This is a genomic window from Tepidiforma sp., from assembly GCF_034433535.1.
In the GTDB taxonomy this organism is placed as follows: domain Bacteria; phylum Chloroflexota; class Dehalococcoidia; order Tepidiformales; family Tepidiformaceae; genus Tepidiforma.
In genome coordinates, this window is record NZ_DAOUAO010000132.1 from 1 (window position 1) to 11,571 (window position 11,571).

Sequence of the window (11,571 nt, forward strand, 5' to 3'; positions counted from 1 at the left end):
TGCCCGGCCCGCAGGTAGACGTAGGGCGTGGGCCGCCGTGCGGGCCCGCCTGCCCCGTCGAGCCCGGCGCTCGCCCGGAGCAGCTCCTGCGCCGTCGCAATCATCGACCGCAGTGTGGCATCGTCCAGGTCCCGCACCCGGTCCCATGGGTAGATGCCGCAACGGAAGAGCGTCTCGTGCTTCCAGATATTGCCCACCCCGGCCATAACCGACTGGTCCATAATGGCGTCCCCGATCGTCAGGTCGGCGCGGAGCGGGTCGCGCAGGCGGCGGAACGCCTCGTCGGCATCGAATCCGTCATCCAGGAGGTCGGGGCCGAGCCGGGCAAGCGGCCGGTAGACGTCGAGCGCCCGGGCCTCCAGCAGCTCGACCACCGGCGCGCTGAAGTTGACCACCACCGCACCATCGACCTCCAGCACCAGCCGGGCCTCGCGCGCCGGGCGTCGCCAGGGCTCGCCCGGGCGGTACACGTGCCAGGTCCCGTACATGCGCAGGTGCCCCCGCAGCGCCAGCCCGTTGTCGAACTCGACCACGAGGTTCTTGCCGTGGGTCCAGACGCTGGTGCAGGTCGCGCCGACGATCCGATCGGTTCGAGGCATCGGCCCCGGCCCCTGGGCCCTCGCGGCGCGAATCGGCTTCCCCAGTAGGGCCTGCTCGATCCGCCGCGCGTACCGGTAGACGGCATCACCTTCCGGCACTGCCGGGCCTCCCGCCGGGTCGGTACACCAGCCCCCGGTAGCCGCCCACGAAGCCGACCGCAAGCAGGAGCGGGGCCAGCGGCGACTCGGCTGCCGGTTGCCCGTCGACCCGTTCGATGGTCATGCCCCTCCTGTCCTTCGAAGCCATCTCCGTGAGCGCGGCGAGCGCGGCCGACCACCGCGGGTCACCGGGCTCCGGGTCGGCGAAGGTGATCAGGGCACGGCCGCTGCGCTCCGCCACCAGGAGGGGCTCACCGTCGACGAGGACCACCCGGGAGCCCGCCACGCGTGCTGGCGCCTTCCGGCCGTCATCCCCGGCACCCGCCGGCCACGGGAGCACGGCACCGTACGGCTGGGCCGGGTCGGTCGCTGCCAGCACGACGGCAAGGGGCTCGTCGCCGGGGTCCCGTTCCGCACGCAGGCGGTCGACGGCCCCGGGAAGCGCGAACTGCGCCCCGCCCAGGCCTTCGACGAAATACCCGCGGCGCACCCGGCCGGCTTCGTCCATGGCGCGGAGCACGGGATACAGCCGGGCGAAGCCGCCGCGCACCCCCTCACCGTTCACCGATGCACGTGTCACCACACCCCAGCGCTCCAGCAGGCCGCCCGCCAGCGCGTGGGCCGCGCGCGTGGAATCGGCACCACCGGGCACCAGCGACCATCGCCCCGCCGACTCCGGTGGGAAGCGGTGCAGCCGACCCCCGGGCGCAGGCGTCGGCCGCCTCCCTCCCGCAAGGAGCGCCCGCAGCGGCGCCAGCGTGTCGTTGGTCACCACGCCTGCCCAGGCGAGCTGCCACAGCGCCTCCAGCGCCTCGCTCATTGGCGCGCCGGTGGCGGCGAGGATATCGGCGAAGAAGAGCGCGCCGCGCCGCTCGAGCACCTCCGCCACCCCGCGGGCCAGCGGGGTGAGCGCATCGTCGGGGTCGGACTGCCGGAAGAGAGGGATGCGATCCCGCGCCGCAAGCACCACCCGGCCGTCGTCATCACGGAGCCGGCCTGCGCCGAACCACGCAACCTCCCCTGCCGCGCAGAGTTCATCGAGCATCGCGGGGGTGTAGTCCGCCACCCGGGCCGGGAGGATTTCGCGTTCGAGCACAGACGCCGGGAGCGGCACCCCCTCGAGCTGCACCAGCGCCTCGCGGAGCCCGTCGAGACCTCGCCGCCGCCCGGCGATGCCGTGCCAGCGCAGCAGGAAGCGCGCGTAGGCAGGACCATTTACCGGCTCGGCTTCGCGGCGAAACCGCGCCACCGACCGCCGGCGAATCATGCGCAGGACGTCGGCATCGCACCACTCCCGCTCCTTGCCGCCCGGCCGGAACTCGCCGTGGACAACCTTCCCCTGGGCCTCCAGCTCGCGAAGTGTCTCGACGACCAGCGATTCGGGCACGTCCCACCGCCGGGCGATGTCGGCGGGGACAAAGGGCGCGTGGGTCCGCGCGTAGCGGGCCACGAGCGACGTCAGCGGACGGTCCCCGGCCGGTGCAAACGCGCCGGGCACCCCCTGCGGGATTGCCACCCCGATGGCGTCACGGTAGTGCGCCGCATCTTCCGCCGGGATCCAGCGTGGCTCGCCGCCGATGCGCACCTCGCAGGCGCGCCCGCTCCGCGCGAGCTGGTCGAGCAGGGCAGCGGCGTCCGCCCGGGGGTCCACGCGAGCAGCGACCTCGTCGGCGGTCAGGTCGCCGAGCCGCCGGAGGAGGTCGTGCAGACGGTCGGCGTCGGCCGGCCGGCGCGAACCCGCCAGCCCCTGCAGTTCGAGTTCGACAGCTTCGATAGCCTTCGGCTCGAGCAGTTCGCGCAGCTCGGCATCGCCAAGGAGGTCGCGCAGGAGCGCCCGGTCGAGCGTGAGCGCCTGCGCGCGCCGCTCCGCCAGGGGCGTGTCGCCTTCGTACATGTAGGCCGCGACGTAATCGAAGACCAGCGACCGGGCGAACGGCGAGGCGTCGCGCGTGCGCACTTCCCGCACGGCGACCTCACGCGACCTGATGCGCTGGAGAAGCCGCTGAAGCGCCGGGAGGTCGAATACGTCCTTCAGGCACTCGCGGTACGTTTCGAGCACGATGGGAAACGATCCGTACTTGCTCGCGACCGCGAGCAGGTTCGCCGAGCGCTGTCGCTGGAGCCAGAGCGGCGTGCGGCTTCCAGGGCGCCGACGCGGCAGCAGGAGGGCGCGGGCGGCGTTCTCCCGGAACCGGCCCGCGAATAGCGCCGACTCGCCGAGCCGGGCCAACAGCAGGTCCTCGACCTCCTCCGGCTCGGGGAACAGCTCGCTCGCGGGCGGCGGCTCGGTGCCTGAGAAGCGGACCGCGATGCCGTCGTCGCTCCAGATGAGCTGGGCATCGAAGCCGGAACGCTCGATCAGCCGGGCCTCGAGCGCCAGGGCCCAGGGCGCATGCACCCGGGCGCCGTACGGGGAAAGGATGACCACTCGCCAATCGCCGAGCTCGTCCGGGTACTCCTCCACCACGATGCACCGGTCTGTCGGCACCGCCCCGGTGGCCTCGCGCTCCTCTTCGAGGTAGTCGAGCAGGTTCTGTATGGCCCGCTCGTCGAGGTCGGTACGCTCGCGGAGCCACGCCCGGGCCGCCTCTGTGCTGCCTCGCGCGAGCAGCTCCCGGGTGAAGGCGCCAAGCGCCTCGCCGAGTTCGGCGGAGCGCCCAACGCCGTCGCCGCGCCAGAAGGGCATCTTGCCGGGCTCGCCGGGCGCGGGCGAGACAATCACGCTGTCGCGTGTAATCTGCTCGATGCGCCAGGTCGAAGCCCCGAGGACGAAGGTCTCTCCCGGGCGGCTCTCGTACACCATCTCCTCATCGAGCTCCCCGACGCGGGGGCCGCCCTCCCCAAGGTAAACGCCATACAGGCCGCGGTCGGGGATGGTGCCGGCATTGGCAATGGCGATGCGCCGCGCATCGGAACGCGTCGCCACAAGGCCGGTCTCCCGATCCCAGGTTATTCGCGGGCGCAGCTCCGCGAACTCATCCGACGGGTAGTCCCCGGCGAGCATGCCGAGCACGCCCTCGAGCTGTTCGCGGCTCAGCGACTGGAACGAGGCAGTTCTTCGCGCCATCGCGAGCAGTTCGTCGACACTCAGCTCTTCGACCGAGCACGCCGCGACAATCTGCTGCGCCAGCACGTCGAGCGGGTTGATCGGCACGTGGGTGGCTTCAATCTGCCCTTCGCGCATCAGCCGCGTCACCACGGCGCACTCGAGCAGGTCGCCCCGGTGCTTCGGAAAGATGCGCCCGCGGCTGACCCCGTCGACCTGGTGACCTGCCCGCCCCACGCGCTGGAGCCCGGCCGCAACCGACTTCGGCGATTCCACCTGCACGACGAGGTCGACGGCGCCCATATCGATCCCGAGCTCCATCGAACTCGTGCAGACGATCCCGGGAAGCTGACCGGCCTTGAGCCGTTCTTCGATGTCAACCCGCTGCTCGCGCGCCACCGAGCCGTGGTGCGCCCGCAAAAGCTCCTCCCCGGCGAGCTCGTTCACCCGCGCGGCGACCCGCTCCGCCAGCCGCCGGTTGTTCACGAAGATGAGCGTCGACCGATGCTGGCGCACCAGCCCGAGGATCTCCGCGTAGAGCGCGGGCCAGATCGAAGTGCGCTGTTCGGGCAGCAGCTCGCTCTCCGGGACCGGGCCCTGGTACTCGCCGGGCCGGGTGAGGTCATCCAGCGGCACCGCTACCTTCAGGTCGAGCGGGCGGGTGCGCCCGGCATCGACGATACGCACCGGGCGGTCGCCGCCGAGGTAGCGGGCCACCTCCTCGAGCGGGCGCTGCGTGGCCGAGAGGCCGATGCGCTGGAATTCCCGACCGGCGAGGCGATCCAGCCGCTCCAGGCTGAGCGCGAGGTGCGCCCCGCGCTTGGTTCCGGCCATGGTGTGAATCTCGTCGATAATCACCGTCTCGACCGACGCCAGGCCGGAGCGGGCGCTCGAGGTCAGCATCAGGTAGAGCGATTCGGGCGTCGTGATGAGGATGTCCGGCGGGTCCCGTCGGAGCGCATCCCGCTCCCGCGCCGGGGTGTCGCCGGTGCGTACACCGACCGAGATGTCCGGCTCAGGCAAACCCTCACGGAGGGCGGCGATGCGCAGCCCGGCCAAGGGCGCCCTCAGGTTCCGTTCGATGTCGTACGACAGCGCCTTGAGCGGCGAAACGTAGACGACGCTCACGCCGGCCCGGGTAACTCTGCCGCGGCGGTCGCGCGGCAGCGGCGGACGCGCCAGGAGGCGGTCGAGGCACCAGAGAAACGCGGCGAGCGTCTTTCCCGAGCCGGTGGGGGCCAGCAGGAGCGTGTGGTCGCCGCTGGCGATGGCGGCCCAGCCGAGCGCTTGGGCCGCCGTCGGCGCGGCGAACGCCGATTGGAACCATGCCCGGGTGGCCGCGCTAAACGGAGCGAGCGGTTCGACCTCGGCGGCAGCCGGCATGACCTTTATTCTCCCAGGGCGCAGCCGACCAGAACATGTGAGCTAGTCGGTCGCCTGCGGCGTCGAAATGGCGGCTGGTTTTGCCCGTGCGCGTCCTCCCGCCCTGGTCGCCTGTGACCCGGCACTCGGCGCCATGAGGAACCCCAGGCGATGGCGCCGCGCATCGTGCTCGGGATGAATCTCTACCCGGAAGATGGTCTGATACGGGATGAACACCTGCACCGGGTGCTCATGGTCCGGCGAGGCGGTCTGCAGCGCCACCCATGCATCGGCGACTCCGCTGATGCCGTTCACATAGTGCGTCACGCCGTCGACCGTCGTGAGCTCGACTACGGGAACCTCGCAGTTCACCTGGCTGCAAAACGACGCAATCGCCTGCGGGAGGACGTTCTCGAAAAAGTTCCGGTCGAACGGGATGCCGTTACTGGCGGGCGCGACTGGAGCGGGCACCGCTGCAACCCCGGGCGGAAGGTAGATGATGCGGGAGGGCTGAGTCACCCCGGCAGCGTACTCGCAGCCCCCGCGCCCGGCAAGCCGCCCGGCCGGCGCCCGACGATGCGCACCCGGCGTCGTGGCGCCTCACGTGCGCAAGTAGGGCAGTGGTACACCACGCTGATGCCGTGCCCGCATTCCCCGTCGACCAGCGCAAGGTCGGCCTCGCCGTAGCGCTGGCCCCAATCGGCCAGCGCACCGACGACCACCCCGAGCGCGTGCCCCTTGGGCGTCAGTCGGTATTCGAAGCGGGCAGGCCGGTCCTGGTACTGGCGACGCTCGACCACCCCCGCCTCCTCCAGCGCGCGGAGCCGCGCCGAGAGCACCGCCGGCGGCACACCTTCGACCGATTCCCGCAGGTGATTGAACCGCCGAATCCCGCGCAGCAGGTCGCGGACGATGAGCAGTGTCCAGTGATCGCCGACAAGGCCCAGGCTCCACGCGATGGGACAGCGAACGGTGTCGGACATGGGTGGTCCCCCTGCGTCGGTTGCGTTATGCTACGCGCGCGACGGGGTAAGTTCAATTCCTGAAGCTACCCCGAATCAGCGCGCGGGGACGCCCCATGCTCGACTCGACCCGCTCCATCCTCCGCGCTGCGCTCGATGGTCGCCTGCCCGATGACCGCGAAGCGCTCGCCCTCGCCGAAGAGACGGACCTGCAGCCCCTCCTCGAGGCGGCGGCCGAGCTGCGGGACCGCGCGCACCGGAACGTCATCTCGTACTCCCGCAAGGTGTTTATCCCGCTGACCCAGCTGTGCCGGGACGTCTGTCACTACTGCACCTTCGCCAAACCGCCGCGGCCGGGCCAGCGCGCCTACATGACCCCGGACGAGGTGCTGGAGATCGCCCGGGCGGGCGCTGCCGCCGGCTGCCGCGAAGCCCTGTTCACCCTCGGCGATAAGCCCGAACTCCGCTACCGGGTCGCGCGAAGGGAGCTCGACGAGATGGGCTACCCCTCGACGATTGCCTACCTGGCGGCCATGGCGGAACTGGTCTACCGCGAGACCGGGCTGCTCCCCCACGCCAACCCCGGGGTGATGACCGCCGAGGAGATTGCCGCGCTCCGACGCGTGTCGGTATCGCAGGGCATCATGCTCGAGAGCGTCGCTGAGCGGCTATTCACCGAAAAAGGCGCCGTTCACTACGGTTCTCCCGATAAGCGGCCATCGGTCCGCCTCGCCACGATCGCCGAGGCTGGCCGCCAGCAGGTCCCGTTCACCTCCGGCATCCTCATCGGCATTGGCGAAACCCGCGCGGAACGCATCGCGTCGCTGCTCGCTCTTCGTTCCCTCCACCGCGAATACGGCCACCTGCAGGAAGTCATCGTGCAGAACTTCCGGGCCAAGCCCGATACGAAGATGGCGAACGCCCCTGAGCCCGACCTCGAAGACCTGCTGTGGACCATCGCCGTCGCGCGGGTGATTTTCGGGTCGGAAATGAACATCCAGGCACCGCCGAATCTGAGTTATGACGATTATCCCCGCCTGGTGGCAGCCGGCCTCAACGACTGGGGCGGGGTTTCCCCGGTGACACCCGACCACGTCAACCCCGAGGCCCCGTGGCCCCACCTCGAGCAACTTCGCCAGCGCACGGCCGAGTGCGGCAAGGTACTCGTCGAACGGCTGCCCGTCTATCCGGCCTATGCCTTCAATTCCGAGCGCTGGCAGGACCCGGCCATGCGCACCGCCGTCATCCGCGCGATGGACGCCGAAGGGTTCGCGCGCATGGACCCCTGGTCGCCCGGGGACGCGACGGTCAGCCCTCCGGCGGTCGACATCCCGCGGCGCCTCGACCCGGAGCGCCCGGTGAGGACCTCAACGCGCGAGGTTGAAGAGATCCTGGCGTGGCGGAAGGCCGGGAACGACCTCACCGAAGCACAAATCGAGCGCCTCTTCCACGCCCGTGGCGACGACTACCACCTCGTCTGCGCGGCTGCGGATGAGCTGCGCCGGGCCGTGAACGGCGACACCGTGACCTACGTGGTCAACCGCAACATCAACTACACCAACATCTGTTACTTCCGCTGCCAGTTCTGCGCCTTCGCCAAGGGCAAGCTCAGCGAGAGCCTCCGCGGCACTCCCTACGACCTCGACCTCGACGAAATCGTCCGCCGGGCGCGTGAGGCCTGGGAGCGCGGGGCCACCGAAGTCTGCATGCAGGGCGGCATCCACCCCGAGTACACCGGCGAGACCTACCTCCGCATCCTGCGCGCGGTGAAGGAGGCGGTGCCCAGCCTGCACATCCACGCCTTCTCGCCACTCGAGGTCTCGCAGGGCGCCGCCACCCTGGGCATCGGCGTCCGAGAGTTCCTCCTGCGCCTTCTCGAGGCAGGCCTCGGAACGTTGCCCGGGACTGCCGCCGAGGTTCTGGACGACGAAGTTCGCGTCACCCTCTGCCCGGATAAGCTGAGCACCGCCGAGTGGCTCCGCGTCGTCGAAGAGGCGCACCGGGTCGGCTTCCGCTCCACCTCGACCATCATGTACGGCCACATCGACCACCCGCGGAACTGGGCGCGCCATCTCGTCGCGCTCCGCGACCTCCAGCGGCGCACCGGCGGCATCACCGAGTTCGTTCCGCTGCCCTTCGTGCATATGGAGGCGCCCATCTACCTCAAGGGCCGCGCCCGGCCGGGTCCCACATTCCGCGAAGCGGTCCTGATGCACGCGGTGGCCCGGCTGGCCCTGCACCCGTATATCACGAACATCCAGGTCTCATGGGTGAAGATGGGCGTCGAAGGCGTCAAGGCCTGCCTCGCCGCCGGCGTCAACGACATGGGCGGCACGCTCATGAACGAGAGCATCTCCCGGGCCGCGGGGGCCGCCTTCGGGCAGGAGCTCCCGCCCGAAGAGATGGAGCGCACCATCCGCGCCATGGGGCGCGTCCCGCGCCAGCGCACCACCACCTACGGCCATGTGCCCGAAGAGCGCGTCATCGCCTCGTTCAACGCGCCCCCGCTGGCACCAATCGTCCTGACGCCGGTGCGCAAGTACGAACGACGGGACCAGCCGGCCGCGGCTCGCTGAGCTTCGGTTAGCCCTCGGTCGGCCCGGCCAGTTCGGCCATGAATTCGAGCGCCTCCGGCTGGCGCGTCTGCACCAGGAGGGTGGTCACGCCGGCGTCCACCCAGTCGCGGAACCGCTCGCGGATGCGCTCGCGCGGCCCGACGAGCGACATCTCGTCGGCCAGCTCATCGGGCACGGCGGCTTCGGCCTCCTGCTTCCGCCCGGCGAGGTACAGCTCCTGGATGCGGGCCGCGGCCTCGCCGTAGCCGTATCGCTGGGCCATCTCGTTATGGAAATTCTTCTCCCGCGCGCCCATACCGCCGATGTAGAGCGCGAGGAACGGCTTCTGCGCATCGAGCAGTGCCTTCACGTCGGCGCCGATGGTCACCGTGCAGCCGGCCGCGATGTCGAAATCCTTCCACGACTTGCCGTTGCCGGCACGCCGGAACCCCTCTTCGAGATGGGGGCGGAAGAGGTGCATGCGCCGCGGCGAGAACCAGATGGGCAGCCAGCCGTCCGCCAGCTCCGCCGTTGTGCGGATGTTCACCGGGCCCATCGTCGCGAGGTACACCGGCAGCTGGCGCCCGTGCAGGATGCTCTTCAGCGGCTTGCCGAGGCCCGTGGCGCCCAGGCCATCGTACGGCAGGCGGTACTCCTCCCCCTGGAACGTCACCGGCTCCTCGCGCGCCCAGATTTTCCGCAGGATTTGCACGTATTCGCGCATCCGGGCGGCGGGCCTGCCGTAGGGCACGCCGTGCCAGCCCTCAACCACCTGCGGGCCGCTCAGGCCGAGGCCCACCATCACGCGGCCGCCGGAGAGCGCATCCAGGGTCGACATCGACATAGCAGTCATTGCCGGGGTGCGCGCCGGGATTTGCATGACCGCGGTGCCCAGCCGGATACGCGTCGTGAGCGCCGCCAGGTAGGCCAGCGGCGTCACCGCGTCACTGCCGTAGGCCTCGGCCGTCCAGACGCTGTCGTAGCCCAGCTCCTCCGCCCGGCGAATGAAGTCGACCGGCAGCGAGATGGTCGCGCCCGAGTAGCCGATATTGATGCCCAGCTTCATCACGGTACCTCAGCCAGCGATGATGCGACTCAGGCGATGAACCGGTAGCCCTTGCCGCGGACCGTTTGAATCGGGTCGTTGGCGCCGGTCACCTCACGCAGCTTTCGGCGGAGGTTGCTCATATGCGCCCGAACCAACGTACTGGCGCCGGCAGCGTCGTGATACTGCCAGACGTCGACCAGCAGGCTCCGCGGGTGGAGGATCTCGCCTTCGTGCTCCATCAAGTATGCCAGCAGGGTGGCCTCGATGTTGGTGAGATGCACCTGCCGTTCCCCGTAGCGGAGGGTGTTCGACGCGAGGTCCAGGTCGAGACCGTGGTCGCGGCCGTCCCGGCCCGGCATGCCAACCAGCTCCCGGATGGCCTCCCCAACCGCTTCCATGGGAAACGGCTTCCGGATGACTGCCCCTTCGATCCGGAAATGCGGCCTCCGGGCCCCCTTGTGGAGCAGGTAGACCATTGCGGGTGCCCGCTGATGAAACGTCGACGCCAGCCAGTGGTTGAATTGTGCGAACGAGGTTCCTTCCTCGCCGCGGGGCAGCCCCTGCACATCGACGATAACTGCGTCGAACCAGCGGCCAGCCAGCGTTTCCATCGCCTGGTCGTAGCTGGCAGCGGTGCCGGTGTCGTACCGCCGCTCCCGGAGGTAGCCGGTGATGGCGGCACGCGTCCGCGGTTCGCGACTGATGACGAAAACGGATGTCATGGGCGCTGATTGACTGGACGGTCAGTCGGGTAAAGGTGGGGATGGCGCATCATCGGAGCGGACAGTCGCGGTGTCAAGCCGGGTCACCCCTGTGAACAACCGAGTTGCCCCGGGCGGTCCCGGGCGGGCTGTGCAGCCCCGTCGCCAGGGGCGTGCCGACGTTAAGGTGCGTCGGAGCATACCGCCGCACGCGCCGCGAGGTCCTGCTTGCTTTCGTTAGGGTTCGGCTTCGCCCACCAGCAGGTAATCGACGTCCTGGAGCCCGTGAATCCGGGCCTTGATGATGCGGTGGGGCGCCTCCAGCTCGACCCACGCAAACTGCGTGATCGTCGAGGTTTCGATGCGGATTTTCATCGTGCGGAACGTCCCGGCCGGCACCTCGACCTCCTCCTCGCCCTGCGCGGTCAGCGTCACGTTGAACACCGCACCAGTCGCTGCCGAGACGTTGCGGAACGTGGCCTTGTAGCCTGTCCGCAATTCGATGCCGCGCACCAGCCAGAGCAGCGACTCATCGTCGTAGAAGGCCGGGTCCGCGTTCTCCTCCGTCGGCTCGGGGAGGTCGCGCGACGTGCGGCGCAGCTTGCCGTTGTCGTCGGCCTCGAAGTTCACGACCGGCGGCTCGTAGGTCGCAGTAAACGAAAGGCGGCGGTTCTCCTCGGCGTCGGTCTGCACGCGCTGCGAGGTCAGCGGTTCGAGTGTCTGCGCATCCGCGACCACGATGCCGTCATCACGATGCGGGCCGGGCTCGTCGCTGCACAGCCGGCTGAGGCGCACCTTGCCCGGCTCGAATTCGGGCTCCGTGACCAGTTCGCAGCGCCCGTACGGTTCGCGGCCGCTGGCGAGCAGGTCGTACGCAAGCCGCTCCGGGCCGGTCCACGGGGGCCCGAGAAAGACGCGCTCGGCGGCGACCTCCTCGCTGCCGGTGCAGGCGGTAAGCAGCAGCCCGGCCGCTGCGACGGTGAGGGCAATCGTTCGGGAGAAGCGGTTCATCAGGCGGGTAGCGCTCCAACGGTTCGTGAGATGCGGGCGAGGGCCTCGTCGATGGCCTCGCGGTCGACATCGAGGTGCGTGACCATGCGGATCTGGCGCGGACCGAAGGCCACGGCCAACACGCCCGCCCGTTCGAATGCGGCCAGCCACCCGGCGACCGACCCGCGCAGCACCTCGAGAATCACGAT

8 protein-coding genes and 1 pseudogene are annotated in these 11,571 nt (G+C 70.0%); 1 reads left to right on the forward strand and 8 read right to left on the reverse strand.

From position 1 onward, the window contains the following. The 4 genes from VAE46_RS07245 to VAE46_RS07260 all read right to left on the reverse strand — a co-directional run. Positions 1 to 698: DNA-formamidopyrimidine glycosylase family protein (locus VAE46_RS07245; RefSeq protein ID WP_322796254.1), on the reverse strand; the 698-nt coding region annotated here is incomplete at its 3' end. Then, on the reverse strand, positions 685 to 5,127 hold the full coding sequence (locus tag VAE46_RS07250; protein ID WP_322796255.1) for a DEAD/DEAH box helicase: 4,443 nt from the start codon (positions 5,125 to 5,127) through the stop codon (positions 685 to 687). The genes VAE46_RS07245 and VAE46_RS07250, both read right to left, overlap by 14 nt. A 42-nt stretch (positions 5,128 to 5,169) precedes the next feature. Further along, positions 5,170 to 5,625, reverse strand: coding sequence for a hypothetical protein (locus VAE46_RS07255; protein WP_322796256.1), 456 nt, complete (start codon positions 5,623 to 5,625; stop codon positions 5,170 to 5,172). Further along, positions 5,622 to 6,089 (reverse strand): helix-turn-helix domain-containing protein, encoded by a 468-nt coding sequence (locus VAE46_RS07260; RefSeq protein WP_322796257.1) that lies wholly within the window; start codon positions 6,087 to 6,089, stop codon positions 5,622 to 5,624. The genes VAE46_RS07255 and VAE46_RS07260 overlap by 4 nt, the downstream gene beginning before the upstream one ends. Before the next feature lie 95 nt (positions 6,090 to 6,184). Between VAE46_RS07260 and cofH the strand changes: the two genes are divergently transcribed. Next, positions 6,185 to 8,644, forward strand: a complete 2,460-nt coding sequence (gene cofH / locus VAE46_RS07265; RefSeq protein ID WP_322796258.1) for a 5-amino-6-(D-ribitylamino)uracil--L-tyrosine 4-hydroxyphenyl transferase CofH — start codon at positions 6,185 to 6,187, stop codon at positions 8,642 to 8,644. Between the two features lie 7 nt (positions 8,645 to 8,651). Here cofH and VAE46_RS07270 read toward each other — a convergent pair whose 3' ends face one another. From VAE46_RS07270 to VAE46_RS07285, 4 genes and pseudogenes are all read right to left on the reverse strand, one after another. Next, a complete protein-coding gene (locus VAE46_RS07270) occupies positions 8,652 to 9,689 on the reverse strand; it encodes an LLM class F420-dependent oxidoreductase (protein WP_322796259.1) in 1,038 nt (345 codons plus the stop codon). A 29-nt stretch (positions 9,690 to 9,718) separates the two neighbouring features. Next, positions 9,719 to 10,393 carry a response regulator transcription factor gene (locus tag VAE46_RS07275; RefSeq protein WP_322796260.1) on the reverse strand — a complete coding sequence of 225 codons (675 nt, stop codon included), beginning with the start codon at positions 10,391 to 10,393 and terminating at the stop codon, positions 9,719 to 9,721. A 216-nt stretch (positions 10,394 to 10,609) separates the two neighbouring features. Next, a complete protein-coding gene (locus VAE46_RS07280) occupies positions 10,610 to 11,383 on the reverse strand; it encodes a DUF3108 domain-containing protein (RefSeq protein ID WP_322796261.1) in 774 nt (257 codons plus the stop codon). Then, positions 11,383 to 11,571: pseudogene (locus VAE46_RS07285) on the reverse strand (low specificity L-threonine aldolase); the annotation flags it as partial. The gene VAE46_RS07280 and the pseudogene VAE46_RS07285, both read right to left, overlap by 1 nt.